Origin of the sequence: Streptomyces sp. NPDC059787, assembly GCF_042732315.1 — a bacterium.
Taxonomy (GTDB): domain Bacteria; phylum Actinomycetota; class Actinomycetes; order Streptomycetales; family Streptomycetaceae; genus Streptomyces; species Streptomyces atrovirens.
Genome location: NZ_JBHWHX010000024.1, coordinates 1 through 26,975 on the forward strand (window position 1 = coordinate 1; position 26,975 = coordinate 26,975).

General features: G+C 74.1%; 24 protein-coding genes, 1 tRNA gene and 2 pseudogenes. 18 read left to right on the forward strand and 9 right to left on the reverse strand.

Translation table 11 applies throughout. From position 1 onward, the window contains the following. Positions 1-206: 206 nt before the first annotated feature. From ACFV5H_RS22445 to ACFV5H_RS22475, 7 genes are all read left to right on the forward strand, one after another. On the forward strand, positions 207-3,215 hold the full coding sequence (locus ACFV5H_RS22445; protein WP_385055456.1) for a LuxR C-terminal-related transcriptional regulator: 3,009 nt from the start codon (positions 207-209) through the stop codon (positions 3,213-3,215). Between the two features lie 147 nt (positions 3,216-3,362). Beyond that, positions 3,363-4,619, forward strand: a complete 1,257-nt coding sequence (locus ACFV5H_RS22450) for a helix-turn-helix domain-containing protein (protein WP_385055453.1) — start codon at positions 3,363-3,365, stop codon at positions 4,617-4,619. Positions 4,620-4,987: 368 nt separating this feature from the next. Further along, a complete protein-coding gene (locus tag ACFV5H_RS22455) occupies positions 4,988-5,770 on the forward strand; it encodes an ABC transporter ATP-binding protein (RefSeq protein ID WP_385055450.1) in 783 nt (260 codons plus the stop codon). Next, positions 5,767-6,570, forward strand: coding sequence for an ABC transporter ATP-binding protein (locus tag ACFV5H_RS22460; RefSeq protein WP_385055447.1), 804 nt, complete (start codon positions 5,767-5,769; stop codon positions 6,568-6,570). The genes ACFV5H_RS22455 and ACFV5H_RS22460 overlap by 4 nt, the downstream gene beginning before the upstream one ends. Then, positions 6,567-7,463 (forward strand): branched-chain amino acid ABC transporter permease, encoded by an 897-nt coding sequence (locus ACFV5H_RS22465; RefSeq protein ID WP_073934114.1) that lies wholly within the window; start codon positions 6,567-6,569, stop codon positions 7,461-7,463. Before ACFV5H_RS22460 ends, ACFV5H_RS22465 begins: the two co-directional genes overlap by 4 nt. Beyond that, positions 7,456-8,595 (forward strand): branched-chain amino acid ABC transporter permease, encoded by a 1,140-nt coding sequence (locus ACFV5H_RS22470; protein WP_385196879.1) that lies wholly within the window; start codon positions 7,456-7,458, stop codon positions 8,593-8,595. Before ACFV5H_RS22465 ends, ACFV5H_RS22470 begins: the two co-directional genes overlap by 8 nt. Beyond that, positions 8,592-9,878: an ABC transporter substrate-binding protein gene (locus ACFV5H_RS22475; protein WP_385055442.1), complete on the forward strand. Its 1,287-nt coding sequence runs from the start codon at positions 8,592-8,594 to the stop codon at positions 9,876-9,878. Before ACFV5H_RS22470 ends, ACFV5H_RS22475 begins: the two co-directional genes overlap by 4 nt. 170 nt (positions 9,879-10,048) lie before the next feature. On the opposite strand, the gene ACFV5H_RS22480 is transcribed toward ACFV5H_RS22475, so the two are convergent. Beyond that, positions 10,049-10,531, reverse strand: a complete 483-nt coding sequence (locus tag ACFV5H_RS22480; protein WP_385055440.1) for an MSMEG_6728 family protein — start codon at positions 10,529-10,531, stop codon at positions 10,049-10,051. A 92-nt stretch (positions 10,532-10,623) separates the two neighbouring features. Further along, a complete protein-coding gene (mgrA, locus tag ACFV5H_RS22485; protein ID WP_385055437.1) occupies positions 10,624-11,667 on the reverse strand; it encodes an L-glyceraldehyde 3-phosphate reductase in 1,044 nt (347 codons plus the stop codon). Between the two features lie 231 nt (positions 11,668-11,898). On the opposite strand from mgrA, the gene ACFV5H_RS22490 reads away from it, so the two are divergent. Together ACFV5H_RS22490 and ACFV5H_RS22495 are read left to right on the forward strand one after the other, a co-directional pair. Continuing rightward, positions 11,899-12,456, forward strand: coding sequence for a snapalysin family zinc-dependent metalloprotease (locus ACFV5H_RS22490; protein ID WP_385055435.1), 558 nt, complete (start codon positions 11,899-11,901; stop codon positions 12,454-12,456). 77 nt (positions 12,457-12,533) lie between these two features. Beyond that, positions 12,534-12,603 (forward strand) — tRNA-Gly (locus ACFV5H_RS22495). A gap of 55 nt (positions 12,604-12,658) precedes the next feature. On the opposite strand, the gene ACFV5H_RS22500 is transcribed toward ACFV5H_RS22495, so the two are convergent. The 3 genes from ACFV5H_RS22500 to ACFV5H_RS22510 all read right to left on the reverse strand — a co-directional run bounded on the left by ACFV5H_RS22500 (position 12,659) and on the right by ACFV5H_RS22510 (position 16,813). Beyond that, positions 12,659-13,981: a lipase family protein gene (locus ACFV5H_RS22500; protein WP_385196881.1), complete on the reverse strand. Its 1,323-nt coding sequence runs from the start codon at positions 13,979-13,981 to the stop codon at positions 12,659-12,661. Between the two features lie 172 nt (positions 13,982-14,153). After that, entirely contained in the window at positions 14,154-15,329 is a 1,176-nt protein-coding gene (locus ACFV5H_RS22505) for an alpha-lytic protease prodomain-containing protein (RefSeq protein WP_385055430.1), read from the reverse strand. 176 nt (positions 15,330-15,505) lie between these two features. Next, positions 15,506-16,813, reverse strand: coding sequence for a cation:proton antiporter (locus ACFV5H_RS22510; RefSeq protein WP_385055427.1), 1,308 nt, complete (start codon positions 16,811-16,813; stop codon positions 15,506-15,508). Between the two features lie 349 nt (positions 16,814-17,162). Here ACFV5H_RS22510 and ACFV5H_RS22515 point away from each other — a divergent pair, with 349 nt between their 5' ends. The 3 genes from ACFV5H_RS22515 (at position 17,163) to ACFV5H_RS22525 (ending at position 19,388) form a co-directional block, all read left to right on the forward strand. After that, entirely contained in the window at positions 17,163-17,552 is a 390-nt protein-coding gene (locus ACFV5H_RS22515) for a hypothetical protein (protein ID WP_385196883.1), read from the forward strand. A 132-nt stretch (positions 17,553-17,684) separates the two neighbouring features. Continuing rightward, the gene (locus ACFV5H_RS22520; protein ID WP_385196885.1) at positions 17,685-18,770 is read left to right on the forward strand and encodes a GNAT family N-acetyltransferase; all 1,086 of its coding nucleotides are present in this window, start codon (positions 17,685-17,687) and stop codon (positions 18,768-18,770) included. 51 nt (positions 18,771-18,821) lie between these two features. Continuing rightward, complete coding sequence (locus ACFV5H_RS22525) at positions 18,822-19,388, forward strand: DUF2269 family protein (protein WP_385196887.1); 567 nt, start codon at positions 18,822-18,824, stop codon at positions 19,386-19,388. 417 nt (positions 19,389-19,805) lie between these two features. Here ACFV5H_RS22525 and ACFV5H_RS22530 read toward each other — a convergent pair whose 3' ends face one another. Further along, entirely contained in the window at positions 19,806-20,402 is a 597-nt protein-coding gene (locus ACFV5H_RS22530) for a TetR/AcrR family transcriptional regulator (protein WP_385196890.1), read from the reverse strand. A 119-nt stretch (positions 20,403-20,521) separates the two neighbouring features. Here ACFV5H_RS22530 and ACFV5H_RS22535 point away from each other — a divergent pair, with 119 nt between their 5' ends. From ACFV5H_RS22535 to ACFV5H_RS22550, 4 genes are all read left to right on the forward strand, one after another. Next, positions 20,522-21,406, forward strand: coding sequence for an NAD(P)-dependent oxidoreductase (locus ACFV5H_RS22535; RefSeq protein ID WP_385197032.1), 885 nt, complete (start codon positions 20,522-20,524; stop codon positions 21,404-21,406). A gap of 46 nt (positions 21,407-21,452) precedes the next feature. Next, positions 21,453-21,929 carry a MarR family winged helix-turn-helix transcriptional regulator gene (locus ACFV5H_RS22540; protein WP_385196892.1) on the forward strand — a complete coding sequence of 159 codons (477 nt, stop codon included), beginning with the start codon at positions 21,453-21,455 and terminating at the stop codon, positions 21,927-21,929. A gap of 65 nt (positions 21,930-21,994) precedes the next feature. Then, a complete protein-coding gene (locus ACFV5H_RS22545; RefSeq protein ID WP_385196894.1) occupies positions 21,995-23,590 on the forward strand; it encodes an MFS transporter in 1,596 nt (531 codons plus the stop codon). A 217-nt stretch (positions 23,591-23,807) separates the two neighbouring features. After that, positions 23,808-24,251, forward strand: a complete 444-nt coding sequence (locus ACFV5H_RS22550) for an ATP-binding protein (protein ID WP_385196897.1) — start codon at positions 23,808-23,810, stop codon at positions 24,249-24,251. Here ACFV5H_RS22550 and ACFV5H_RS22555 read toward each other — a convergent pair. Further along, positions 24,223-24,408: pseudogene (locus tag ACFV5H_RS22555) on the reverse strand (hypothetical protein); the annotation flags it as partial. The gene ACFV5H_RS22550 and the pseudogene ACFV5H_RS22555 overlap by 29 nt on opposite strands. 351 nt (positions 24,409-24,759) lie before the next feature. On the opposite strand from ACFV5H_RS22555, the gene msrA reads away from it, so the two are divergent. After that, a complete protein-coding gene (gene msrA / locus ACFV5H_RS22560; RefSeq protein WP_383459945.1) occupies positions 24,760-25,272 on the forward strand; it encodes a peptide-methionine (S)-S-oxide reductase MsrA in 513 nt (170 codons plus the stop codon). Between the two features lie 48 nt (positions 25,273-25,320). Here the strand turns inward: msrA and ACFV5H_RS22565 are convergent, their stop codons facing one another. Beyond that, positions 25,321-25,794 (reverse strand): carboxymuconolactone decarboxylase family protein, encoded by a 474-nt coding sequence (locus ACFV5H_RS22565; RefSeq protein ID WP_385196900.1) that lies wholly within the window; start codon positions 25,792-25,794, stop codon positions 25,321-25,323. Between the two features lie 177 nt (positions 25,795-25,971). Between ACFV5H_RS22565 and ACFV5H_RS22570 the strand changes: the two genes are divergently transcribed. After that, positions 25,972-26,196 (forward strand): hypothetical protein, encoded by a 225-nt coding sequence (locus ACFV5H_RS22570; protein ID WP_385055404.1) that lies wholly within the window; start codon positions 25,972-25,974, stop codon positions 26,194-26,196. Between the two features lie 24 nt (positions 26,197-26,220). Here ACFV5H_RS22570 and ACFV5H_RS22575 read toward each other — a convergent pair. Continuing rightward, positions 26,221-26,975: pseudogene (locus tag ACFV5H_RS22575) on the reverse strand (sialidase); the annotation flags it as partial.

The window sequence follows — 26,975 nt, forward strand, 5'->3', positions numbered from 1 at the left end:
GGCTTGCTGGTGTGCCCCCCCCCTACCACATACAGCTCTCTCCCTCGCCCGCCCCCCCCCCGCCCGGGGGGGCGGCCGCGTTCCCCGCCGCCCCCCCCCCACCGGCGTTGTGCGCGCGCACCGCCGGACGCCGGGGGCCCTGGGCCCCGGCACACTCGTGGACGCGCCCCCTCCACTCGACCTTACGCGTGAGTAACGTCGAGTGAATGACCGGACAGACGACCCCGCGGCGCCAGGCGATCCACCTGCTGCCGGACGGGCTGCGCACCGACGGCGGCGTCCACGTCGTGACCGGTGAACCCGGTTGCGGCCGCACGGCGTTCCTGGAGCACGCCGCCGGCTCCTTCCGCGCCGGACCGGTGTGGCACGTACGCGCCGAACCCGGCCGCGGCGCACCGCCGCTCAGTGGCCTGCACACCTTGCTGCGCGCCGCCGGCCGTACCGTGCGGGCCGCGGACGACGGTACGGCGGGGGAGGCGCTGTTCGACGTCCTGCGCGTGGCGTCCGGCGCGTCGCCGCTCCTGGTGTGCGTGGACGACGCGCACCTGTGGGACGCCGCGTCGCGCGCCGCGCTGGGGCACGCCGCCGCGCGGGTGCGTGCGGCGGGGGTCCGGGCGGGGCTGCTCCTCACGGTTCCCGGACACCGGCCCGTCGACCGGGAGCTGGCGGCGCTGCCCGTGCTGCGGCTGGACCCGCTGGAACCCGGGGACGCGGCCCGTGTGGTCGACGACGTGACCGGCGGTACCACCGACCCCGGTGTGCGCGAGGAGCTGGTGACGGCGGCGGAGGGCAACCCCGCGCTGCTGCTGGCGCTGATCCGCCGGCTGTCGCCCGCCCAGCTCGGCGGAGGCCGGGCGCTGCCCCGGCCGCTGGCCGACGGGGAGGTCCTCGGCGCGGTGGCCGGCGGGTGCCTGACCGGCCTGCCGCCGGACCGGGCCGGCCTGCTGCTGACGGCGGCGGCCGCCGTGCGCGCGACGGGGGAACCGGACGCCGACGCGGACCTCGTACGGCGGGCGGCCGGGGCCGGCGCGGTGCGGCCGTTGCCCGAGGTGCTGGTCCTGGCCGAGGGCCGCCTGCGGTTCCGCAGCGCGCTGCTGGGGAGGGCGGTGTACGCCGGCGCGCCGCCCGAACGACGCCGTGCCGCGCACCGCGCACTGGCCGCGTGCCTGGCGGGCGCCGGTGCGGACGGCGTCCTCGCGCTGCTGCACCGCTCCTGGAGCGTCACGGGCCCCGCCCCCGCCCCCGGCCTCGCGGCCGAACTCGCTGCGGCGGCGGCCTCCGTGCCGTCACCGGCCCTGCGCCGCAGGGCGCTCACCCGCGCCGCCGAACTGACGGCGGACGGGGCGGAGCGGGCACACCGCTACACCGCCGCCGCGAGTTCGGCCCTGCTCGCCGGGCACTCGCCCGAGGCGCTGCGCCTGCTCGACGCCGCCCGGAGTCGCCCGGCCCCCGCCTCCGTACGCGGCGGCGCGGAGTTCCTGCGGGGCGCGGTGCTCCTCGCCGACGGGCCGGTGGACGACGCCCGCGAGTCCTTCCTGCTGGCCGCGGGTCTGCTCGCCGGGACCGACCACGAGGCGGCCGGTACGGCGACCCTGGCGGCGGCGGACGCGGCCTGGGCCGCCGGCGACCCCGTCTCCTGCCTCCACGCCCTCACCGGCCCCGCACCGGCCCCGAAGCCCCCGGCCGCCGTCCCCACGGAGACACCGTCCGCCAGGCCCCCGGTGCACGCCGCTGCCATCGGCGCCGCACCCGCGACCGAGTCCTCCGCGCATGTCGGCCCCGGGGCCGGGGGCCGGGTGGGCGCCGGGGACGTCCTCGGTGGGGTGGCGGTGTCCGGTTCGGGTGGTTCCGGGGTGGGGGTGCCGGGTGGCGGGGTGTCGGGGCGGTCCGTCGGTGGGGTGGGGGTGTCCGGGCCGGATGGCGGCCGGGGCGGCTCCGGGGCAGGGGTGCCGGGTGACGGGTGGGCTGCCGGTGGTGACGCGCGTGGTGTCGTCCCCGTGGGCTCCGGGCCGCTCCGGGACCACCGGGACGGGATGCGGGCCGTGCTGCTGGGACGGTTCGACCGCGCCGCCGGCCCGCTGCGGCGGGTGGTCGGGCACGGACTGTCCGGCGACGACCCCGAGCCGCTCCTGCGGTCCGCCTCCGCCGCGCTCATGCTCGGTGACGTGACCGCCGCCCGCCGTGCCGGCGCACGGGCACTCGCCGCGGCCCGCACCCTCGGCTGCGCCGCCCTCGAACCGAGAGCGCTGGAGTACCTGGCCTACGCCGAACTGCGCGCCGGACACCACCAGCTCGCCCGGACCCACGCCGAGGAGGGGCTGCGCACCGCGTCGCGGACCGGACAGCGCAACACGGCCGCCCACCACCACGCGGTACTGGCGCTCGCCGCGTCCATCGAGGGGGAGCGGGAGATCGTCGCCGAGCACGTCGCCGCGGCCCTGCGCACCGCCCGCCGGCACGGACTCGCGCAGGCCGCGACGCTCGCCCAGTGGGCCGCGGCCCGCGCCGACCTCGGCGCCGGACGCCCCCGCGAGGCCGCGGACCGGCTGGGCCCCCTGGTCCGCCCCGGCGCCCGCCGCGGCCACTTCGCGGTGTGGATGCTCGCCGTCCCCTGCTTCGTGGAGGCCACCGCACTCGCCGGACGCCCCGAGCACGCGGCCGCGGCCGTCGAGGACTTCGCCCTGTGGGCCGCCTGCGGAGCCGACCCGCAGGCCCCCGCCCAACTCCTGCGCTGCCGTGCCCTCCTGGCCGCCCCGGACGCGGCCGACACCCTGTACCTGCGCGCCCTGGACCGCCATGAGGAGACGGCCGGGGACTTCGAACGGGCCCGCACGGAACTGCTCTACGGCAAGTGGCTGCGGCGCAGACGCCGGCTGCGTGAGGCGCGCAACCGCCTGGGGGAGGCACTGATGGGCTTCGAGCGCTGCGGCGCGCACCTGTGGGCGCAGCAGGCCGCCGCCGAGTCGCGGGCGGGCGGCGCGGCCCCCGGCCGGCCGGGGACCGGGGAGCTGTCCCGGCTGACCCCGCAGCAGCTGCGTATCGCACGGCGCGTCGCCGAGGGCGCCACCAACCGGGAGGTGGCCCTGAGCCTGTCCGTCAGCACCCGCACCGTCGACTACCACCTGCGGAACATCTTCGCCACCCTGGGGGTCCGTTCCCGCGTCGAGCTGGTCCGTCTCGTCGGGCAGGCGGAAAAGACCGGTGCACAACCCTAGGGACCGACCGGACGGTATGTCATCCTTCGGGGCAGGACGAGTCCGATGGCGGCCGGCCCACGGGCTCCCCCGTACCGGCCGGGCGCCGATACGGGGACCGCCGCCGCACGGGCGCCGCCGGGAAGCCGACCCTGGGGGAGATGCGCGATGCAACACGCCGTACGGCCACGTACCCTGCCGCGTCCTGGACCCGCGCCCGCTCCGCGGCCCCGGACACCGCGCGTGCGGTCGCTGATCGACGCCGACGCGCTGCGCGTGCTGCACCGGGCCGCCCGCGTCCTGCTGGACGACCTGCCCCAGCTCACCGACGGGCTGGTCGCCGTCCTGCAGGAGCAGGAGCCCGCGTACCGGGCCGCGGTGGAGGGGGACGCCACCACGACCTGGCAGGAGGTGCACCGCTCGCTGCGGCACAGCATCTCCTCCCTGCTCGATCCGCGGGGCGCCCGGGACGCCGCGCGGCGCTGCACCTGGAAGATCGGCGCCACGCGCGCCGAGCAGGGGCTGCCGCTGGACGCCCTGCTGCACGCCTTCCGGCTGGGCGGCTCGCTGGTGTGGCAGGGCCTGGTCGACGAGACGTCCCGGACGGCGCCCGAGGACGTACGGCTGCTGGTGCACGTGGCGTCCGACGTGTGGAACTTCGTCGACGAGCACTGCACCCTCGTCGCGGACGCCTACCGGCAGACCGAGCGACAGCTGGCGTGGCGGAGGGAGAACAGGGTGCGTCTGCTGGCCGCGGCCCTGCTGGACGGCACGAGCAGGATCGCCGACCTGCCCGAGGCCGCGCAGGCGCTGGAGCTGCCCGAGCACGGGCGGTACGTGGTCGTCGCGGTCGCCGGCGGCGGGTCCACCGGTTGTCCCGGTGCCCAAGCGGCCCTCGCTCCGGGTGTGCGCGTGCACTGGCACACGGGAGTGGACGCCGATCACGGCATCGTCCTGGTCGAGGACGGTACGGAGCCCGTGGTGCCGGAGGAACAGGCGGCGGGGGTACGGGTGGGCGTCAGCAGCGCGGTCGAGGGGCTCTCCGCGGTGGGGGAGGCGCGGCGGCTGGCGGACACCGCGCTGAGCCTGTGCCCCGAGCAGGGCGGCACGGTCCACCTGACCGAGCACCTGCCGGCGGCGCTGGTGGTGTCGAGTCCCGAGCTCGGCGCCGCGCTGGCCGAGCGGCTGCTCGGCCCGCTGGCCCACCTCGAACCCGCCGACGCGGAGGTCCTGCTGGACACCCTGGCCACCTGGCTGGCCTGCGACGGCTCGGCCCAGCGGGCGAGCCGCCGCCTCTACTGCCACCGCAACACGGTCCTCAACCGCCTCCGCCGCTACGAACAACTCACCGGCCGCTCCCTCTCCCGCCCCACCGACCTGGTCGAAATCACCCTGGCCCTGACAGCCCGCACCTTCCTCACCTGACGCGGTTGCGGGCAGTCGTGCCTCCCCCAGTGCCTCAAGGGCCTGGGAGGTGCCCCCAGGGCGATGGGGGCACCTCCCGCTCATGGGGGAGAAGCCGAGAGTGGGGGAGGGTGGGCGCAGCGGCACCACGCAGGAGGCGGCAAGCGACACTCCGCCCCGGTGCTGCTGCGACACCCTGCCCCCGGGCCCCCGTCCCGGTGCCGCGACGGCACCGCATGGGCACCCGCACAACCCCCGCCCGCCCCCATTGGTACGCCGCAGCGTACGGGCGCCGAAACCTGTACCGCCCGCCCGCCCCCGTGCTGTCGTGAGCACCCCTTCCCCCGAAGCCGCCGCCGCCCCGCGCGGCCCGGCCCCGAGGAGCCGTGATGCCCGAAGCACCACCGGACAGCCCGCCCGCGCTGCACGTCGAGAACGTCGACGTGACCTACGGCCGCGCACTGTCCGCCCTCCGCTCCGTGTCCCTGACCGTGCCGCCCGGCACCGTCGTCGCCCTGCTCGGCGCCAACGGCGCCGGCAAGACGACCCTGCTGCGCGCCGTCTCCGGCACGCTGCGCCTGCACCGCGGCGCGATCACGGCCGGCCGCATCCGCTACGGCGACACGGTGCTCGACGGCAAGGACCCCGTCGCGGCGGTACGCGCCGGAGTCGTCCAGGTCCCCGAGGGGCGACGGGTGTTCGCCGGACTCTCGGTCGACGAGAACCTGCGCTCCGGCGGTCTCGGCCTCGGCCGGCGCGGCCGTGCCCAGGTCCAGGAGGCCCGCGACCGGGTCTTCACGCTCTTCCCCCGCCTCGCCGAACGCACCCACCAGGCCGCAGGCCTGCTCTCCGGCGGCGAACAGCAGATGCTCGCCATCGGCCGCGCCCTGATGGCCGCCCCGCGCCTGCTGCTCCTCGACGAGCCCTCCCTCGGCCTCGCCCCGCAGATGGTGTACCGCATCGCCGAGGTGATCCGCGAGATCAACGCCCAGGGCACCGCCGTACTCCTCGTCGAGCAGAACGCCGGCATGGCGCTCTCCCTCGCCGACCACGCGCACGTCCTGGAGGTCGGCGAGACCCGCCTGTCCGGACCCGCCGACGAACTCGCCCGCACCGACGCCGTACGCCGCCTCTACCTGGGCGAGTCGGCCGAGGACCAGGGGGCGGCGTGACCGGCCGCACCACCACCGCACCGCCCGCGCTCGACGTACGGGACGTCACCGTGCGCTTCGCCGGACTCACCGCCCTCGACGGCGTCTCCTTCACCGTCGCCCCCGGCTCGGTGCACGCGCTCATCGGACCCAACGGCGCCGGCAAGTCGACCTGCTTCAACGTGCTGTCGGGCCTGTGCCGTCCGGCCGCCGGCACGGTGACGCTCGGTGACACCGAGCTGACCCGTCTCGCCCCGCACCGCATCGCCGCGCTCGGCGTGGCCCGCACCTTCCAGAACATCGTCACCACCCACGGCACCGTCGCCGACAACCTGATGCTCGGCCGCCACGCCCTGTCCCGCGCCGGATTCGCCGCGAGCGCGCTGCGCCTGCCGGGCGCCGTACGGGAACAGCGCGAACACCTCGCCAGAGCGCGCGAGATCGCCGAACTCACCGGCCTGGGGAACCACTTCGACAGCCCCGTCGCCCTGCTGTCGTACGGCGACCGCAAGCGCGTCGAACTCGCCCGCGCCCTCTGCCTGGAACCCCGTGTGCTGCTCCTCGACGAACCCGTGGCCGGCATGAACGCCGCCGAACGCGCCCGCACCGCCGAGGTGGTGGGCGAACTCCGCGCCGAACTCGGCCTGTCCATCGTCCTCGTCGAGCACGACATGGGCCTCGTCATGCGCCTCGCCGACGACGTCACCGTGCTCGACTTCGGCAAGCCCATCGCCCACGGCACCCCCGACGAGGTCCGCCAGGACCCCGAGGTGCTGCGCGCCTACCTCGGCACCGACGCGACCGGGGAGGACGCGGCATGACGGCATTCCTCGACAACATCCTCGGCGGACTGGCACTCGGCGCGGTCTACGCGCTGGTCGCCCTCGGCTTCGTCGTCATCTTCAAGGCCTCCGGCGTCCTCAACTTCGCCCACGGCTCCCTGCTCCTGCTCGGCGGTTACCTCACCGCCGTACTCCACGACGACCTCGGCTTCGCCGGAGCGCTCGCCCTGGCGGTCCTCACCACGGCCGCCCTCGCCGGCGCGCTCGACCGGTTCCTGCTGCAACGCGGCGGCCAGGACGCCCACTCCGCACACGTCCAGACCATCGTCACCATCGGCATCGACATCGTCCTGCTCACCGATCTCTCCCGGCGCATCGGCGGCGACCTGCTGTCCCTGGGCGACCCGTGGGGCGATGCGGTGACCGAGCTGGGCCCGGTGACCGTCGCCGACAGCCGGCTCGCCGCGATCGTGGTGTCGGCCGTGGTCATCGGCGCAGTGTTCGCGCTCTTCCGGTTCACCTCCTGGGGGCTGTCCCTGCGGGCGGCGGCCGAGGACCTGGAGGCCGCCGCGCTCATGGGCGTACGGCTCGGCCGGGTCCGCGCGGGCGCCTGGTGCCTGGCGGGCGCGCTCGCCGCGCTGGCCGCCGTGTTCCTCGCCGCGTTCCCCGCGCCGGGACTGGAACGCACCACCGGGCAGATCGCCCTCAACGCCTTCCCCGCCGCGATCCTCGGCGGCCTCGCCTCCCCGGCCGGCGCCCTCGCCGGCAGCCTGATCATCGGCCTGACCGAGGCACTCGCCGTCGGCTACCAGTCCGAACTGCACGTCCTCGGCGAGGGATTCGGCGACGTCGCCCCGTACGCGGTGATGCTGCTCGTCCTTCTCGTACGGCCCACCGGGCTGTTCGGCGCGAAGGGAGCGGCCCGTGTCTGACCGACTCCTCGCCGCCCTCACCCGCCGCCGGGCCTGGCTCCTGCTGCTCGCCGTCCTCCTGTGCCTGCCGCCGTTCTACCTGGACGCCTTCTGGCTGCGCATCGGCCTGTTCTCCATGGCCGCCGCCATCGGCGCCACCGGCCTCGCCCTGCTCAGCGGCACCGCGGGACAGCTCTCCCTCGGCCACGCCTTCTTCCTCGCCGTCGGCGCCTACGGCTACACCTGGCTGGCCGGCGAACCCGGCCCCGGACTGCCCCCGGCCCTCGCCGCGCTCCTCGCGGTCCTGCTCGCGGGAGCGGCCGGCGGGCTGTTCAGTCCCGTCGCCGCCCGGGTCAAGGGCATCTACCTGGGCATCGCCACCCTCGCGCTGGTCTTCCTCGGCCACCACGTCCTGCTGACCGCCGACTCCGTCACCGGCGGCTTCAACGGCCGCTCCGTGCCCCCGCTCACCCTCGGCGGGTTCACCTTCGCCCAGGGCGACCCCGAACTGACCGTCCTCGGCGTGCCGTTCGGCGCGGAGGAACGGCTGTGGTTCCTGGGCCTGGCCCTGTTCGCGTTCACCTGGTTCACCGCCCGCGGCCTGCTGCGCTCACGCCCCGGCCGGGCGCTGGCCGCCCTGCGCGACAGCGAGACCGCGGCCGCCGTGATGGGGGTCGACGTCGCCCGGCACCGGTCGGCGGCTTTCGTGGTGTCGTCGATGTACGCGGGCCTCGCGGGAGTGCTCCTGGCGCTCGCCTTCCGCCGCGTCGTCCCGGACTACTTCTCCCTCGCGCTCTCCGTCGACTACCTCGCCATGATCGTCATCGGCGGCCTCGGGTCCGTCGCCGGAGCCACCGCCGGCGCCGTCTTCGTCACCGCCCTGCCGCTGCTGATGACCCGGTACGCCGACCAGCTCCCGCTGGTGACCGCCCCGGGCTCCGCCGAGGGCGCCGTGGGCCCCACCGAGGCGGCCCGCTACCTCTACGGCGCGGCGATCGTCCTGGTCCTGCTGTACGCCCCCGACGGTCTGCACGGCCTGGCACGCCGGGTCCAGGACCGCGTACGGCGCCGCCGATCCCGTACCCCCGCCCCGCACACCGTCGTCCCCTCGCCTCCGCAACCGGCCGCACGACCCAAGGAGCACACTCCGTGAACACCACGCACCGCACCCGCCGCAACCGGCACCGCACCGCCGGGACCGTCCTCGCCGGCGCCCTCGCCCTGCTGCTCGCGGCCACCGGATGCAGCTCCAAGGCGGACGACGGCGACAAGGGCGGCGAGGCCGCCGACGGCGTCCGCACCGGACCCGGTGTCGGCGCCGACACCATCAGGCTGGGCGCCCTCACCGACCTGACCGGTCCCTACGCCACCCTCGGCAAGAGCATCGTGCAGGCCCAGCAGATGTGGGCCGACGAGACCAACGCCAAGGGCGGCATCTGTGACCGCAAGGTGGAGATCGTCGTCAAGGACCACGGCTACGACGTGCAGAAGGCGGTCACCGCCTACGCCGACATCGCCCCGGACGTCGTGGCGCTGCCCCAGGTCATCGGCTCCCCGGTGGTCGCCGCGCTGCTCGACGACATCGAGCGGGACAAGGTGCTCACCTTCCCGCAGGCCTGGGCGGCCTCCCTGCTCGGCAAGGACGCCATCCAGGTCCTCGGCACCACGTACGACGTCGACATGATCGCCGCCGTCGAGTTCCTCACCCGCGCCAAGGGCCTGAAGAAGGGCGACACCATCGGTCACGTCTACTTCGAGGGCGACTACGGCGCCAACGCGCTGGAAGGGTCCACCTGGGCGGCCGGGAAGGCCGGACTGAAGGTGGCCGGGCAGAAGATCAAGGCCACGGACACCGACCTGTCCGCCCAGGTCTCGGCCCTGCGCAAGGAGGGCGTGAAGGCCGTCCTGATCAGCGCCGGACCCGCGCAGACGGCCTCCCTCGTCGGCGTCGCCGCCTCCCGCGGTCTGAAGGTCCCCGTCGTCAGCAGCGCCCCCGGCTTCGCGCCCCAGCTCATGAAGACCCCCGCCGCGCCCGCCCTGGCGGCGATGCTCAACATCGTGAGCGCCGCGCCCGCGGTCAGCTCCGACCTGCCCGGCGTGAAGAACATGGTGGCGTCGTATCAGAAGAAGTACCCGGACTCGCCGGTCGACTCCGGTGTGCTGTCCGGGTACAACGCCGCCCAGCTCATGGGCGCCGACCTGAAGAAGGCCTGCGAGGCGGGCGGCCTCACCCGTGAGGACGTCGTCAAGGCGCACCGCTCGCAGACGAACGCCGACACCGGCCTCGGCACCCCGCAGAACTTCTCCGACGTCGACCGCCCCGCGAGCGTCGAGACGTACGTGCTCAAGCCCGACGCCGAGGCGGTCGGCGGCGTGGTGAACGCGGAGGACGCGCACGCGGCACCGGGAGTCGAGGAGTACCTGTCCTCGCACTGACGGCCCGCACCGTCCGGATGCCCCGGCGGACCCCGGAAGGGGGCGTCGGGGCATCGTGCGCCCGGGCCTGCGATCCGTACGGGCGGCCTGCGCGCTGACCGTACTCTCCCCGTACGCGGTGCGGTCGCAGGGCGACGGGGAAGCGAGGACCCCTGCCCGACGCGGGCGGGTCAGCCGGCGGCCGTCTCCGGATCGCGGTCGGACGACGGCCAGACGTACGGCAGGTCGTCCGGTTCCCCGGGGAAGAGACCGGCGTAGACGGCCGGGTCCTTGCGGACCAGCGCCGAGCGGTGGCTGCGGTGCACGGCGTCGTCCCCCAGCCAGGGCGGCAGCTCACCGGCCCCGGCCAGCTCCCGCTGACCGCGTACCGGCGCTCCGGGCCGCACCCCGGCGAGGTCGGCGACGAGGGTGGCGGCGCAGCTGTCCTGATGGCCCCGGTCGCGCCAGACCCGGCAGATCTCCAGGCCGTACCGCACCAGCGCCTCCTCGTAGCCGGTCCACATGCGGACCGCGGGATGGCGGCGCCACCCGTAGCCGGGCACGATCAGACCGCGCAGCACCTGGATCGCCTCCACCCGCTGTTTGCCCAGCCGGCGCCGGTCGAGCACCAGCGCCGACTCACAGAAGTCGGGGTACGGCAGGAAGGTCTGCATACGGCCCTCCGAACGGTGAGGGGGCCAAGCGGCTCACCGCACCGCAGTTCCCCTTTCACGGCGGCGCACACCTCACGGCGCCGCCCCCGGACTCAGCCCAGCGTGCCCAGCCGGGCCTCGCGCCACAGGTCGACGCCGCCCTCGGTGGCGTACTTGTCGATCTCGGCCAGCTCCTCGGCGCCGAAGTCGAGGTTCTCCAGCGCGGCGACGTTCTGCTCCAGCTGCTCGGTGCGGGACGCGCCGATGACCAGCGAGGTGACCCGCGGGTCCCGCAGCGCCCAGGCCAGCGCCATCTGCGCGAGGGTCTGCCCGCGCCGGGCCGCGATGTCGTTCAGGGCGCGCAGCCGGTGCAGCATGTCGTCGGTCAGCCACTCGGTGTCGAACGACTTGCCGGCCGCCGCCCGCGAGTCCCGCGGGACGCCGTCCAGATAGCGCCCGGTCAGCATCCCCTGCGCGAGCGCCGTGAAGCCGATGACCCCGAAGCCCTCCTCCTGGGCCACGTCCAGCAGGCCGTCCGTCTCGATCCAGCGGTTCAGCATGTTGTACGACGGCTGGTGGATCAGCAGCGGGGTCCCGAGGTCCCGGAGGATCGCCACGGCCTCGCGGGTGCGCTCGGCGTCGTACGAGGAGATGCCGACGTACAGCGCCTTGCCCTGGCGGACCGCCGTGTCGAGGGCGCCCATCGTCTCCTCGAGCGGAGTGGTGGTGTCCAGCCGGTGCGAGTAGAAGATGTCCACGTACTCCAGGCCCATGCGCTTCAGTGACTGGTCCAGCGAGGCCAGCAGGTACTTGCGGGAGCCGCCGCCCTGGCCGTACGGGCCGGGCCACATGTCCCAGCCGGCCTTGGTGGAGACCACCAGCTCGTCCCGGTACGGCGCGAGGTCCCGCTTCATCAGCCGGCCGAAGTTGATCTCGGCGGAGCCGTAGGGCGGGCCGTAGTTGTTCGCCAGGTCGTGGTGGGTGATGCCCAGGTCGAAGGCGCGCAGGGCGATCTCGCGCTGCGTCTCGAACGGCTTGTCGTCGCCGAAGTTGTGCCAGTAGCCCAGGGACAGCAGGGGGAGGTCGAGCCCCGAGCGGCCGGTGCGCCGGTAGCGCATGGTGCCGTCGTAACGCTCGGGGCGGGCGATGTGGTTCATCGGCGGTTCTCCGGTGATGCGAGTGGGGGTGTCCCGTGGGATGGTGTTGACCCTTGCCACAGTGCCCCCGCCCGATCGGGAAGTCCAACCGATCCCTTCCATGGAATTCAGCAGCGCGGCTTCTGGATCGGCGGGTGGCCGCGACGACGGATTGGAGTCCGTGCCGGCGGGCAGGCGGAAGCGGAAGCGGCATGAGCACGACCGCCCGCCCCCCCCACAAGGAGGTCGACCATGAGAGTCCGCACGCTGACCGGCGGCCTGGCCGCGGTACTCGTGTTGTCCGGCCCGCTGCTGAACGGCCCGGCCGTGGCCGTCGCGCCCGTCGCGTCCGTCGGAACGGCCCAGCGCCAGGTGGCCGACGACGTGGTCACCTACGACGCGAGCGGCGCCGCGGAGTTCAAGGCCGCGGTCGAGAGGGGAGCGGCGATCTGGAACGAGAGCGTCGAGACCGTCGAGCTGCGTCCGGCCGCGTCCGGGCAGCGCGCCGACGTGCGGATCGTGGCGGACGACGGCTGGCCCCGCTCCGTCCCCACCTCGATGGGCAACGGCACCGTCCACATCGGGCGCCAGGCCGTGGACCAGGGCTACTCCACGATCCGTATCGCGGCCCACGAACTCGGCCACATGCTGGGCCTGCCGGACCGCAAGCCCGGCCCCTGCTCCAGCCTGATGTCGGGCGCCAGCGCCGGAACCTCGTGCACCAACCCCTACCCGAGCGCGGCGGAGAAGGCGCAGGTCGAGCGGAACTTCGAGGGAGCCCCCACCGGGGCACTCCTGGGACGGATGTGAACCGATGTGACTACTGAGGCGATCAGCGCTATGGTTGTCCCAGGTCACGGCGGCGGAAATACCCAAAGCCCGACCGTGCGTTGGTGGTCCAAGGAAAGACGCCCCGCTTCCTGCGGGGAGATGCAGGTGCAAGGCCTGCCCGGCGCTCCGTTCGAGCCCCGTCCCGGAACTTCGGGACGGGGCTCGCCACGTTGCCGGCGGTTCAGGGCTGGACCGGCATGGTCCAGCAGTTGGAGCGCGCCGGCTCGCCCTCGAGCCGGTCGGTCAGCCACTCCACCGCGTCACCCTGGTCGGTGAGCAGCGGCACGAGGTGGTTGGTGAGGAGCTTGTCGCCGAGGTCGGGCAGCACGACGGCCTTGTAGGTGACGTCGGCGCCCTTGCGGCACCAGTCCAGGGCCAGTCGACGGGCCTGTGCGTGCGGCACGATGTCGTCCTGGACGCCGGTGACCAGGCGGACCGGGCCGGTGGGCTCGAGCCTGCCGACGCGCTGCTCGTCGAGGACGGCCCGGGCGTCCGGCTCGTCGGCGATGATGTCGGCGAGCGAGCTGCCGTCCTTCGTCCACTTGGTGCTCCTGGTGAAGCCGTGGCTGAGGATCGCGTCCCCGACGCAGCTGGTGCCGATGTCGTCGAGGGCGCTTCGGCCGGTGGCGTTGATGTGCTGGTCGACGACCTCCTTCAACGCGGGCTCCGCCTGGGCGAAACCGTTGATCGACCAGCCCAGCGCGGCCGCCAGGGCGCTGCCGTCGATGCCCTTCATGACCGCCGTCAGGTCGGCGGGCGGCGCGCCGGCGTAGGTGCCGACGAGGTTCACCTCGGGTGCGTAGACGGAGTGCAATTCGGCGGCGGACGCGCTGGCCCCGCCGCCCTGGCTGTAGCCGTACAGACCCACGCGCGAGTCGGCGGTGACCGACGCGCCCGGCACGGAGCGGGCCGCGCGGGCCGCGTCCAGCATGGCGTGCCCCTGGTCGAGCCGGTTGACGTAGGTGTGCAGCCGGTCGGTCGCCCCGAGCCCGACGTAGTCGGTCACCACGACGGCGGCGCCGGTGGCCAGGAGCCGGTAGACGGCCAGGTTGTCGTATCCGACGGACAGCGTCTCCCCGGTCAGGGTCAGCGGGTTCTGCAGGGCCAGCGAGGGCGCGCACTGGTCGCCCTGGCCCATGGTTCCGGAGCCGACGACCACCAGGGGACGCGGGCCGTCGCCCTTCCAGCCGGCGGACGGCTCGATGTAGGCCCCGGTGACGGCCACCGGCTGCCCGTTGGAGTCGGTGGAGGTGTACATCAGGCGGGTCGCGGTGCCGGGCAGGGTGCGGCCGTCCAGGCCGGGCAGGCTCAGTCCGAGACGCAGTGGCTCGTGGCGGACCAGTACGCCGTCGCCCGCGGGCAGTTCGGCGGGCGGGGTGTAGAAGGCGGGGACGGTGACGCCCCGCGACACCACGGGGTCGCTCGCGGCGGCGGGCGGCGCGGACACGCAGACACAGGCGGTCGTGGCGACCACGGTGGTCAGCACGCTGCTGATACGGCTCACGGCTCACTCCTCGCTCTGCTCCAGGAAGGTGAACCGGAAACTAGCAGCGCTCACTTACCGCCGGTAACCCGTGAGTAAGTTACGGCACGGTAACTTTTGCGGGAAGTGCCGGGCGCGCGCGGGAACGGGCCCCGCCGGTCGCCCGGCGGGGCCCGCTCCCGGTCGTGATCGGTCAGGCCGTGTGCAGGGTCAGCCCGTAGCGGTTGAGGATCTCGTTGACCGGCTGGAACCAGGTCTCGCCCCCGCCGGAGCAGTTGCCCCAGCCGCCGGAGGTGACGCCCTGTGCCTGGTCGCCGCTGATGAACGAGCCGCCCGAGTCGCCCGGTTCGGCGCAGACGCTGGTCTTCGTCATCTGATGGACCGCGCCCTGGCTGTAGTTGACCGTCTCGTTCTTGGCCAGCACGTTGCCGCAGTGCCAGTGGGTCGTGGAGCCGGAGCGGCAGATCGAGGCGCCGACCGGTGCCTCCGCCGAGCCGCGCACCAGCTGGTCCGACACCGTGCCCCAGCCGAGCACCACCGGCACCGTCCACCAGCCGCTGCCCACGTTCACCCAGGCGTAGTCGTTGCCCGGGAACGAGGAGCCCTGGAAGTTGCCGATGTACGAGCCGTCCCAGCCCCTGACCTGGCCGCCGACGCCGCCGCAGTGCCCGGCGGTGACGAAGCCGCCGTGCACCGAGAAGCCTATGGAGCAGCGGACGTTGCCGGTGTAGTACGGGTCGCCGCCCACCGTCCCGGCGGCGAAGGTCTCCGCCGCGGCCTCCACGGTCCGCACGGTGACCGGGCCGGCCTCGCGGGCCTCGTCCACGAAGGAGCGGACATCGTTGTCAGCGCGCTTGTCGGCGACGACGTTCACGACGACCGTGTTGGCGGCCGGGTCGACGGCCCAGCTGCTGACGCCCGAGGGCGCGTCGAGGCGGTCGATACGGGACTTGGCCGCGTCGAGCTGCCGGGCGCTGTGCTCGACGGTGCGGACGGCCGCGCCGGACGCGCGCAGGGACCGTACCGTCGAGGCGTCGGCGTCCGGGGTGACGGCCACGGTCAGTTTCTCGCTCCTCGCGTCGAACCAGGCGCCGCCGTACGCCGGTCCGGCGGTCTTACGGGCCTCGGGCGCGAGCGCGGTGGCCTCGCGTTCGGCGGCCAGCCGGTCCTCCGCCTCGGCGCGGGTCAGCCCGAAGTCCCGCTGCATCGCCTGGAGCAGGCCGTCGGAGGCGGGCGCGGAGTCGGCGGCGCGGGCGGTGGGGGAGTCGGGGGCGTCCTGCGCCGAGGCCGGCAGGGTGCCGGCCGCGGTCCAGCTGCCGATCATGAGCAGAGCGGCCACGCCGGCATATGTGAGTCGGGTGCGTCTCATGGAAGGTGCCCTTCGTCGTTCCAGCAAGGTGGGGGTGGAACAACCGCAGTGTGAGAGCGCTCTCAGCCTGAGTTGAGCAGAGCTTAACCAGCCGAGTGGTGTCAGGTCTATGCCAATGCGCGGCCCAATTCCCGTGCCCTCGAAGGGAGTCCCCCTCCCTCAGGGAAGAGGAGCGGTCAGAGGCGTTCGCCCGCCACCTCGTCCTCGTCCGGCTCCGGTTTCGTACCGCCCGCCCGGGCCCGGTGGGCCCGCAGCCGGTCGAGGCGTGAGATGACGGGGGTGGCACTCACCCCGTGCAGTACGACGGACGCCAGCACCGTGAAGGTCACCACCGCCCACAACTGCTCGGCCGGGACGCCGAAACCGGGGGTGCCGAGCGCGTGGGCCAGGTAGAACAGCGAGCCGATGCCGCGGATCCCGAAGAAGGCGATCACCACCCGCTCCCGCGGTCCGGCGGACGTACCGAACTGGGCGGCCCACGCCGTCAGCGGCCGGACCGCCGACAGCAGCAGCAGACCCACGGCCGCCCCCTGCCAGGTCAGCGACGCCAGACCGCCCTGCGCGACGAACACGCCGAGCAGGAACAGCAGTACGGCGGTCAGCAGCCGCTCCACCTGCTCCACGAAATCGTGCAGCACCACGTGGTAGCCGTGGGCGCGCTCCGCCCTGCGGATCCGGCAGGCGGTGACGAACACGGCCACGAAGCCGTAGCCGTGCAGCAGTTCCGTCACCCCGTAGGCGAGGAACGTGGCGCCGATGGCGACGAACCCCTCCCGGTGCTCGGACAGCCGCATCGCCCGCCGGCCCGCCCGGAAGAACAGCCACCCGAGCAGCGTGCCGACGGCGAGCCCCGCCGACACGCCCACCACGCACTTGTACAGCACCTCGACCAGCGCCCAGTGGGCGATCCCCTCACCGGTGGGACGTCCGCCCGCGGCGGCGAGGGCGACGGCCGCCATGACGAAGGGGAAGGCGAGACCGTCGTTCAGCCCGGCCTCGCTGGTCAGCGTGAAGCGCACCTCGTCCTCGTCGTGCTCGGAGTCGGTGGGCGCGCCCACCCGCACCTCCGAGGCGAGTACCGGATCGGTCGGCGCCAGCACGGCCGCCAGCAGCAGCGCGGCGACCGGCGGCCAGTCGAGCAGGCCCCAGGCCAGGAGGCCCACGGCCACGATGGTCAACGGCATGGTGACGCCCAGCTGCCGCCAGGTGCCCTGCCAGCGCCGGCGGCCGAACGGCCGGTTCAGGGCGAGACCGGCGCCCATGAGGGAGACGATCACACAGATCTCGGTGACGTGCTCCACCCACGTCCGGTCCGCCACCGGGTCGATCTCGGGCATGGGCAGGGACAGCGACTGGAGGACGACTCCGCAGACGAGGAACACCAGCGGGAGCGACAGCGGTCTGCGGGCCACCAGCCGGGGCAGCACGGCCGCGCCGAGGGCACCGGCCCCGAGCAGGGTGAAGAGGTAGTCAGGGGAAGTCACCGATCACAGGTGCCCGGAGCGGGCCGGGGGCACGCCGCGGTTTCGGCCGAAACATCATCCCGGCGGCGGGGGCCCGCCCGAACGGACGGGCGGACGGGCGGACGGATGGACGGACGGCTGCGGCCCTCGCCGCCCGCCGGGACGCGCACCCCGGAGTGAAGGGCGGGGCCCGCGGGAGGCACCGCGGCCGGTGCGCACCGAGTGCGCCGCCTCGCGACGCGGGGGACTTGACGGAGCGGGACGCGCTCGGCGCTACTGGAAGACGTGCCGGGCGCACATGCGTGGGGGGCCCGCCCGGCGCCGACCCGGTGTACCCACCCCCGCCGGACGCATGCCGAAGGGGTGACCGGTGCGGTCTCGACGGGCGGCGGCAGCAGTCGTACTGCTGGCCTCGATGCTGCTCTGGACGCTGTGCTCCCCGGCACCGGCGACGGACCGGCCCGCCCCGGCGCACCCCGCCGTACAGCAGCACGGTCCGGCCGAGGCTGTTCCCGGGGCCGCCGACATGCCCGAGGCCGTCGGCCAACCCTTGTCCGGCGAGGACGGCACCTCGCTCCACCGGCCCCTCGCCCGCCCGCCGAGGGCCTCGGGGGCGGCCGGAGCGGCCGGCCCCGCCCACCCGACGGCCGGCGCGCAGCGACGATCCGCTCCCCGGCCGTACCCGGTGGGACCGCCACCGGACCGGGGCCCGGCCGGTCCGGCCCCCAGCGCCGCCGGCCTGCAGACATTCCGCTGCTGAGCGACCGCGGTACCGCCCGAGGCCTGCGCCGTGCGGCCGGGTGCCGCCCGCGGCGTGCTCCCCGAGCCGGTCCACGGTGACGAGCAGGCCTTCTCGTGTCCCGGGAACCGTGACGACACAGGAGGCACACACATGTACGGAAAGCGCGTTCTCGTGGTGCGGCCCGACGAGCTCGGGCCGAGCGAGTACAAGACGTGGAGAGACCTGCGCGCCGAGTCCGGCGCACCGGAGAACCCGTTTCTCGACCCGGTGTTCACGACGGCCGTCGGACAGGTCAGGTCCGGCGCCAGGGTGGCCGTACTGCAGGACGACGGGGCACCCGTCGGCTTCCTCCCGTACGAGAGGGGGCCGCTGGGCCAGGGCCGGGCCATCGGGCTCGGGGTGTCGGACAGCCAGGGCGCCGTCCTGCGCCCCGGCCTCCGGCTCGACCCGCGCACCCTGCTCGCGGCCTGCGCGCTCTCCTCGTGGGAGTTCGACAACCTGGAGGCCGGTCAGCACCTCTTCGTACCGCACGCCGTCGAGGAACTCGCGAGCCCGGTCGTCGACCTCGACCGGGGATACGAGCACTACACCGACGGGCTGCGCGCCCGTTCCCCCGGTTTCCTCAGGCAGACCCTGGCCAAGGAACGCAGGCTCGCCCGGCAGGTCGGCGAGGTGCGGTTCGTGTACGACGCACGGGACCCCGAGGCGTTACGGGCGCTGATGCGCTGGAAATCCGCCCAGTACCGGCGGACGGGCCGCCGGGACCGGTTCGCCCAGCAGTGGATCACCCGGCTGGTGGACCTGCTGGCGCACGGCGACGATCCCGAGTGCCGCGGGCTGCTCTCCGTGCTGTACGCCGACGGCCGCCCCGTGGCCGCCCACTTCGGCCTGCGCTCGGCCACCGTGCTGTCCTGGTGGTTCCCCGCGTACGACCGTGACCACGGCCGGTACTCGCCCGGACTGGTGCTGCACCTGCGGATGCTCCAGGCTGCTGCCGCCGACGGCATCCGCACGGTCGACCTGGGCAGCGGCCCCGCCCGCTACAAGGACTCCCTCAAGACCCGCGAACTCCCGGTCTACGAAGGTGCCGTGGTGCGTCCGGGACCGGGCGGGGCCGCGTACCGGCTGGGCCGGGAGCCGGCGCGGGCCGCCCGCCGCTTCGTGCGCGGCCACCCCCGGCTGGCCGACGCGGCCCGGCGCACCCTGACGGAGGTGGGCCGGCTGCGCGCACGCTGACCGCGTCCGGCGTACGCCGACGTCAGTACGCGGGGTTACTCCCGCCGTCGGATGTCCGCGCCGCCCGGGCCCGGCACCGTGGGCCGGGTGAAACTCAGCCGCCCCGCACGCCGGGCCCACCTCGTCGTCCATGTCCTCGCCTCCGCCGGCTGGCTCGGACTCACCGTCGGGCTGCTCGCGCTCGGTGTCACCGCGAACACCACCGGGTCCGCGGCCGTGGTGGAGGCGTCCGTCCGGGCCATGAAGCTCTTCGCGGACCGGCTCATGCTGCCGGTCGCCCTCCTGACGCTCCTCAGCGGCCTCGTCCTGTCCCTGGGCACGCCTTGGGGACTGGCGAGGCACCGCTGGGTGTGGACGAAGTTCTGGCTGACCCTGGCCACGACCACCGCCACGGCCTTCGCGCTGCGGCCGGGCGTGAACGCCGCCGCGGCGGCCGTGTCCGCCGGGCATCCCCTGCCCGACGGGGGCGACGTCCTGATGGGGCCGGTCGTCTCCCTGACCGCCTACGTCTTCATGACGGCGATCTCGGTCCTCAAGCCATGGGGACCGACCCGCCGCGGCCGACGCCTCCGCGAGGCCGCCCGGAGGCCGAGCCCGGCCGAACCGGCGCGTCTCTGATCCCGGGCACGTCACAGGGTGCGCCCCGGCCGGTCCCCGGCCTTCCGTCGTGGCCCCGGCGGGAGTCGTCCCGCGCGGCTGCCCGGACCGGTGTGCCTCTGATCCGGGGTACGTCACAGGGCGCTCCCGTCCGGTCCGCAGTCCTCCGCCGACACGGCCGGGAAGGATAGGGAGTTCGGGAGGGGGACCGGAGAGCCGGGCCGAGGCCCGTAGCAGGGCCGCGCGCCGGTGCGTCGAGGCGGCCGACCGGCGCAGGGACCGGTACCACAAGGCATCCACGCGGATCGTTCGGGACGACCGGGCGGTGTCCGGCCTCGAGCCCCTGCCGGCGGAAGGGGCGGGCGGCTCCGGACTTCAGGTCGGGGAGCACGTCGGCTCACCGCCCCGTGGGCGCACGCGATCACGGGGGAGGCGGGGTCAGCCGGGTGTGTTCGCCGCCGAGTCCAGGAGGGGGCCGAGTTCGCGGGACACCGTCGTCAGGGGGCGGACGTCCCGCTCCGCGCGGGCCATGAGGATCGCCCCCTCCAGGGAGCTGATCATCAGGGTGGCGAGGGGCCGGGCGCGTTCGGCGGGGACGCCCATGTCCGACAGGGCCAGGGCCACCGCACCGGTCCACTCGGCGAAGGCGGCCGACACGGCCTCACGGGTCGACGTGGTGGACTCGGCGCGGTCCACCGTGGCGGCGGCGACCGGACAGCCGCCGCCGAAGCCCTTGCTCTCGTACTCGTCGGTCCACTGCCGGACCATCTGCGTGAACAGTCCACCGGGCGTCGGCTCGGGCAGCGCGGCGAGGAACCGGGCGACACGCCCGGCCGCGTACCGGCCCGCCCACCCCACCGCCTCGTTGACGAGCTGCTCCTTGCCGCCCGGGAAGTAGTGCTGGAGCGATCCGCGCGGCGCCTCCGCGTGCGCGGCCACCTCGCGCATCCCCGTCGAGGCGACCCCGTCGCGCCGGATGAGCTGGGCCGCGCTGAAGACCATCCGCTCCCGTGGTCCCCGTTCGGACACCGCCATCCCCGACCTCCCGCGACTTCCCTTCCCTCACCCTATGACGGCTGTCATGGCGGCGGCTACTATGACAGCGGTCATGGAGGAGGTGCCGCGTGAGCGCGGCCCGGAAACGGCGGTGCGTCGTGCGCGTGGGTTTCATCGGACTCGGAGTCATGGGCCGGCCCATGGCACTCAACCTCGCCCGCGCCGGAACGCCCCTCGTCGTCTGGAACCGCACCCCCGCCCGGTGCGCCCCTCTGCGCGAGGCCGGGGCCGAGGTCGCCGGGAGCGCCGGCGAGGTGTTCGAGCGGGCCGGCACCGTGCTCCTCATGCTGGCCGACGAGACGGCCGTCGACACGGTGCTGGGGCGCGGCACCCCGGACTTCGCCGCCCGTGTCGCCGGACGCACCGTCGTTCACATGGGCACGACCTCGCCGGAGCACTCGGCAGCCCTGGAGGACGCCGTCCGCGAGGCGGGCGGCGCCTACGCCGAGGCCCCGGTCTCCGGCTCCCGGGCCCCGGCGGAACAGGGGCGACTGGTCGCGATGCTGGCGGGCGACCCCTCCGCCGTGGCGGCCGTACGGCCCCTGCTCGCCCCGATGTGCCGCGAGACGTTCGACTGCGGCGCGGTGCCGGGCGCGCTGCTGATGAAGCTCTCGGTGAATCTCTTCCTGATCACCCAGGTCACCGGACTGACCGAGGCGTTCCACTTCGCCGACCGGCACGGGCTCGACCGCCGCCGCTTCCTCGACGTCCTGGACGCCGGCCCGATGGCCAGCGCCGTCTCCCGGATGAAGGCGCCCAAGCTGCTGGCCCGTGACTTCGCGGTCCAGGCCGCCGCCACGGACGTACTGAAGAACAACCGCCTGATCGCCCGGGCCGCCCGCAAGGCCGGCCTGGCCTCCCCGCTCCTCGACGTCTGCCACGCCCTCTTCGACGAGATCGTGGCCGGCGGCCACGGCGGCGAGGACATGGTGGCCGTCCTGCGCGCACTGGAGTCCAGGACCGACGGCACCCCGGCCGGCTGAGTTACCTCTTTTGGCATACCTATAGGCCCATATCCATCCTCGTCGGGTGACCGACTCCTCCAGCGTCCCCAGCCGGGACATCGACCGCACGGCCTCCGGCCTCGCGGCGTGTCTGCCCGCGCTGCACCGGGCCCTGGACCGGCACATCGCGGCCTCCTACCCGCACCCCAAGCCCCCCGAGGGGCAGCTCGCACTGCTGCGGTTCGTCGCACGGAACGAGGGCGCCACCGTGCGCGAGGCCGCGCAGGCGCTGCTGATGAAGCCCAACAACGTCAGCACCCTGGTCTCCCGGATGACCGAGGCGGGACTGCTGGAGCGCCGGCAGGACAGCGCCGACAAGCGGGGCGCCCATCTGTACCCGACCGACACCGCCCGCCGGCGGCTGGCCGAGGTGCGCGAACTGGAGACCGCCCACATCAGGCAGGCCCTGATGTCCCTCACCGACGGCGAACTCGGCGCCCTCGGTTCCGCCGTCGGGGCGCTCACCGCCCTGACGAGCCGGCTGCACCCCGCCGCCCGCTGACGAGCCGCGCTCCCGGCGCCGCCCGCCGTCCCTCCGTTCCACCCTCGTCAAGAGAAGGCTCACCCATGCCCTCGTCCACATCCGTGGATCATTCGCCCCTGCCCGCGACCGCCCCGGCACCCGCGTCGGCCGGCCGGCTGCGGTCCAACCCCTGGCTCACCCTGTGCGCCGTCGCGTTCGGCCTGTTCATGGTGCAGCTCGACGCATCCGTCGTCGCCATCGCCAACCCGGTCATCGGCAGCGAACTCCACGCGACCACCGCCCAGTTGCAATGGGTGACCAACGCCTGCCTGCTCGCCCTCGCGGCCACCCTCATCCTCGGCGGCAAGCTCGGCGACCGCTTCGGACGGCGCACGTACTGCCTCGTCGGCGTCGTCGGATTCACCCTCGCCTCGATCGCCATCGGCCTGTCCGGATCCATCGAGGGCGTCGTCGTCTTCCGCGCGCTCCAGGGCGTCTTCGGCGGTCTCCTCATGCCCGACACCCTCGGTCTGCTGCGGGCGGTGTTCCCGCCGCGCAGGTTCGGCATGGCGGTGGGCATCTGGGCCATGGTCTCGGCGGTGTCGACGGCCCTCGGCCCCATCGTCGGCGGCCTGCTCGTCGAACACGTCAGCTGGGAGTCCGTGTTCTGCATCAACGCGCCCATCGGCGTCGTCGCGCTGCTCTTCGGCGCCTGCGTGCTCCCGCGGAGCCGCAACAGCACCGGCCGCCACCGCTTCGACATCCCCGGTGTCGTACTGCTCGCCCTGGGACTGCTGTGCGTGGTCTTCGGCGTGGTCAAGGGCGAGACGTGGGGCTGGACCTCCGCGGGCGCCCTGGGCGCCGTCGCCGCCGGTGTGCTGCTCCTGGCCGTCTTCGGCCGGTACGAGACCCGCGTCGAGCACCCGCTGCTGCCGATGCGCCTGTTCCGCAGCCGGACGCTGACGGTGGGCGCGGTCGTCACCGCGCTCAACTTCTTCGTCATGCTCGGCGTGATCTTCTTCGTGATGCTGTACCTGCAGAACGTACGCGGCCTCACCCCCGTCGAGGCCGGCGTCCACACCCTGCCGCTCAGCCTGGCCTCCCTGGTCGCCTCCCCGCTCGGCGCGGCCCTGACCCAGCGTTTCGGCGCCCGGTTCACCATGCCGCTCGGCATGCTGCTCCAGGCCGCCGCCTGCTTCGGCATGCTGACCTGGCAGACCGACTCGTCGTACGCCACGATGTGGCCGCCGTTCGTCGCGCTCGGCCTCGGCGTCGGCATGGTGATGGCCGCGTCCTCCGAGGCCATCGTCGGCAGCGCCCCGGTCGGCGACGGCGGCGTGGCCGGCGGGCTGCAGGCCACCACCCTGCAGATCGGCGGCGCGCTCGGTACGTCCGTCCTGGTTTCCCTGATCAGCGGCGGGGTCGGTTCGACCCTCACCGGGGAACTGACCGCGGCGGGCGTGCCCTCGGCCCTGGCGCAGCGGCTGCACGAGGCCGAGGACGCGGTCGCCATGGGCGTCGCCCCCGTCTCCGCCGACATGCCGGCCGGCCTGCGGGCGGCCGTCGCGCAGGGCAGCGGCCAGGCCTTCCTCAACGGTGTCCACACGGCCGTCGTCGTCACCGGTCTGCTGCGCCTGGCGGGCGCGGCACTGGCCGCCGTGGGCGTCTCCCGCCCCGCGCGGGAGCCGGCGGCGCGCTGACACGGGGGCGACGGGCACCCCGTCCGGGGGTGCCCGTCGCCTTGCCGCCGACCCGCCCACCGCGCTGACCGGGCAGAACCCGCAGGTCACCGCCGTAAGGAGGGCTTCCCGCCGACCACGGCGACCCGATGTCGGAGGCACCTGTCACACTTCAGTGGCGTGCGGGGGAGCGATGCGGGTAGTCGCGCGGTGTGATCAGTGAGTGAAGGCGGACCGGATGGAACCAGTTCCAGTCGACGAGGGGGACACGGTGCCGGGCGCACCGCGGCTGCGGGCTTCGTACGACCTGGACGACGACGGTGCCTGGATAGCCCAGGCACGCCATCTCGCCGCCGCGTTCCTGACCCGGGCGCGGGTGGAGGACGGTCTCCCGGTGTCGACCCGCGCGGTGGAGGTCACCCAGCTCGTGGTCAGCGAGCTGGTCACCAACGCCCGCAAGTACGCTCCGGGCCCCGTCGGCCTCGACCTGCGGGTCGCCGGCGACGCCGTCGAGGTGATCGTCCGGGACGGCAACCCCGCGCCACCGGTGGCCCGGGACGCGGACCCCGGCCGAGTGGGCCAGCACGGACTGGAGATCGTGATGGCCGTCGCCCAGGCCCTGGACGTACGGCAGGAGCCGGCCGGCAAGAGCATCACGGCCCGCATCTCGCTCCTCGCCTGAACCGCCGGGCACCCCGCGAGGGCTCATCCGCCTTCCCCGGCCGGCAGCGGCTGTTCCGTCCGGATGACCTCGCCGTGTACCGCGTGCCCCGGCGTTCGGCGAACCCGGCGACGAGGAACAGCCCGCGTCCGCCCTCGTCCGTGGTGGTCGCCCGGCGCCCGGGCGAAGGCCCGCGCCACGGCGAGAGCCCTGTTGCGGGCCTCCCGCCCGGTGTCGGCACGCGCCTGGAGCACCAGGGCCGCCGCCGCGGCGAGGACGAGCGCGATCACCACTTGCAGGGCGAACACCTGGTGGGCGACGGGACGCGCGGTCACCACCGGGCGGAGACGGACCGGGAAACCGGCCGTGTCCCTTTTCCGGCACCGTCGCGCGGTCGGGCGCGAACCCGTCGGTCCGCCGCCGTCCGGCCCGCTGTCCGGCGGTGCCGGCACGGCCGGAACAATGGGGTCGCCGGTGCGGTTCTCACTGATGAACGCCGCAGGACACGTGGGAGAAGGGCGAGACGAAGATGACGACGAACGAGGAGAGGGCGCTGCTCGCGGGCGGCTGCTTCTGGGGCATGCAGGAGCTGATCCGCACCTTCCCGGGTGTGCTGACCACTCGGGTGGGCTACAGCGGCGGTGACGTGCCGAACGCGACGTACCGCGACCACGGCACCCACGCCGAGTCGATCGAGATCACCTACGACCCCGCCGTCACCGACTACCGCACGATCCTGGAGTACTTCTTCCAGATCCACGACCCGAGCACGAAGAACCGGCAGGGCAACGACATCGGGACGAGCTACCGCTCCGCCATCTTCTACGTCGACGACGAGCAGAAGCGCGTCGCCGAGGAGACGATCGCCGATGTGAACGCCTCGGGGCTGTGGCCGGGCGCCGTGGTGACCGAGGTCGTGCCGGCCGGCCCCTTCTGGGAGGCCGAGCCGGAGCACCAGGACTACCTCCAGCGCTACCCGGACGGCTACACCTGCCACTTCCCGCGGCCCGGCTGGCGGCTGCCGAAGCGCGCGGAGGCCTGACCGGACGCCCGCCCCGGCCCGTCGAGGGCCGGGGCGGACGCGGTCGGGTCAGCCGAACTGGCCGGGCCGGTAGTCGCCGGCGGGCTGCCGGTTGATGACGTTGACGCGGTTGTAGGCGTTGATGACGGCGATCAGCGAGATCAGGGCGACGAGCTGGTCCTCGTCGTAGTGCTCGGCGGCGTTCGCCCAGGCCTCGTCGCCGACGCCGCCGGCCGCGTCGGCGAGCCGGGTGCCCTGCTCCGTCAGTTCCAGCGCGGCGCGCTCCGCCTCGGTGAAGACCGTGGCCTCCCGCCAGGCGGCGACCAGGTTGAGGCGGACCGGGGTCTCCCCGGCCGCGGCGGCGTCCTTGGTGTGCATGTCGGTGCAGAAGCCGCAGCCGTTGATCTGGCTGGCGCGGATCTTCACCAGCTCCTGGGTGGTGCCCGGCAGCCCGGAGTCCGCCACCGCCCTGCCCGCCGAGCCGATGTGCTTCAGCACCCTGGCCGCGAGAGGGCTGGCGAATAAGTCGAGACGCGCTTCCATGATGATCTCCCCGGTCGTTTCTCGTGGTGACACGGCACTGACGGACGGGCTCCGCCTTGTGTGACCGGAACGGGAGTGTGACCTGCGTCTCACCGTCGGGTGACACCGGGCAGCGCGCCGTTCCCGGGGTGCCGGACGACCGATAACCTGGCCGGATGGACGGGGAGCGGAGCGTCGGTGAGTGAGCGTCGGGAACGCGACTGGACGGACATGACGCCCGGGGACTTCGACCTCGACGCTCCGCTGTGCCTCAACGTGGGAACCGGCCCCGTCGTGGTGCCGGCCGAGCCGGACGAGTACGGCACGGCGCCGCTGTTCGGGGAGGGGTCCCCGGTGCGGGGCCCCGGCCCGCGCCGTACCCCGCGTCGGACCGCCCCCGACGGGCAGGGGCGGCTGTTCTGAATCCGGCGCGGGGCACTGTCACGCTCAGGGGAACCGCGTGACCTTGGAGGGGACGGTGTCGGTTCCCGAGGTGGGCGCGCCCGTGTCGTTGATGACGTGGCGGTACTGCCCCTTGCCGCCGAGCGAGATCACCTGGAGGTGCCGCATCCTGATGCCGGGCTTCACCGGCACCTGGAATCCGTGGTGCCGCACGATGGTGTCGTCGGACGTGTAGTTGCAGTAGCTGCCGAGCGCCCAGGCCTCGTGCTCGTTCACCGAGTCGGCGACCTTGTAGGCCGCGTATCCGACGATGCCGTCATGGGTGACGGCGGCCTCGCTGGGGGCGTCGTACGCCTTCTCGTTCCGGAAGAAGACCGTGCGGCCGCGTTCGCCGCTCCAGACCACGTCGTACTTGTTGAAGTGCTCGACGAACAGGCCCGTGGTGAGGACGTCGTCGCCGTTGACGCGCAGTCCGTAGTCGGCGCGGTCGGTCTCCCGGCCGACGCCCTCGCCGTGGTCGGCGCGCCAGATCCAGGTGTGGTCGACGATCACGTCGTCGCTGTCGACCACGACGGAGTCGGTGGCCCGCCCCGGACCCGCGCCGCCGATGCGGATGAACACGTCCTGCATGGTGGTCGGGTTGGCGGAATGGTCCGCGGAGGAGCCCTCCTGGCCGATCCGCAGCAGCGTGTCGGAGTTGACCGGGCCCGCGTCGATCAGGAAGCCGGCCAGCCGGACGCCGTCGACGTCCGCCATGTGCATGGCGTCGACCCCGTTGTCCGGGATGATCGTCGCGAGAC

Excerpts from the sequence above, each read along its gene's own strand:
- ACFV5H_RS22480 (WP_385055440.1), bottom strand. The coding sequence starts at position 10,531 with ATGCAGACCTTCCTGCCGTACCCCGACTTCTGTGAGTCGGCGCTGGTG.
- mgrA (WP_385055437.1), bottom strand. The coding sequence starts at position 11,667 with ATGAACCACATCGCCCGCCCCGAGCGTTACGACGGCACCATGCGCTAC.
- msrA (WP_383459945.1), top strand. The coding sequence starts at position 24,760 with ATGACGACGAACGAGGAGAGGGCGCTGCTCGCGGGCGGCTGCTTCTGG.
- ACFV5H_RS22565 (WP_385196900.1), bottom strand. The coding sequence starts at position 25,794 with ATGGAAGCGCGTCTCGACTTATTCGCCAGCCCTCTCGCGGCCAGGGTG.
- ACFV5H_RS22525 (WP_385196887.1), top strand. The coding sequence starts at position 18,822 with ATGTCCGCGCCGCCCGGGCCCGGCACCGTGGGCCGGGTGAAACTCAGC.
- ACFV5H_RS22545 (WP_385196894.1), top strand. The coding sequence starts at position 21,995 with ATGCCCTCGTCCACATCCGTGGATCATTCGCCCCTGCCCGCGACCGCC.
- ACFV5H_RS22465 (WP_073934114.1), top strand. The coding sequence starts at position 6,567 with ATGACGGCATTCCTCGACAACATCCTCGGCGGACTGGCACTCGGCGCG.
- ACFV5H_RS22550 (WP_385196897.1), top strand. The coding sequence starts at position 23,808 with ATGGAACCAGTTCCAGTCGACGAGGGGGACACGGTGCCGGGCGCACCG.
- ACFV5H_RS22455 (WP_385055450.1), top strand. The coding sequence starts at position 4,988 with ATGCCCGAAGCACCACCGGACAGCCCGCCCGCGCTGCACGTCGAGAAC.
- ACFV5H_RS22445 (WP_385055456.1), top strand. The coding sequence starts at position 207 with ATGACCGGACAGACGACCCCGCGGCGCCAGGCGATCCACCTGCTGCCG.
- ACFV5H_RS22505 (WP_385055430.1), bottom strand. The coding sequence starts at position 15,329 with ATGAGACGCACCCGACTCACATATGCCGGCGTGGCCGCTCTGCTCATG.
- ACFV5H_RS22450 (WP_385055453.1), top strand. The coding sequence starts at position 3,363 with ATGCAACACGCCGTACGGCCACGTACCCTGCCGCGTCCTGGACCCGCG.
- ACFV5H_RS22490 (WP_385055435.1), top strand. The coding sequence starts at position 11,899 with ATGAGAGTCCGCACGCTGACCGGCGGCCTGGCCGCGGTACTCGTGTTG.
- ACFV5H_RS22530 (WP_385196890.1), bottom strand. The coding sequence starts at position 20,402 with ATGGCGGTGTCCGAACGGGGACCACGGGAGCGGATGGTCTTCAGCGCG.
- ACFV5H_RS22520 (WP_385196885.1), top strand. The coding sequence starts at position 17,685 with ATGTACGGAAAGCGCGTTCTCGTGGTGCGGCCCGACGAGCTCGGGCCG.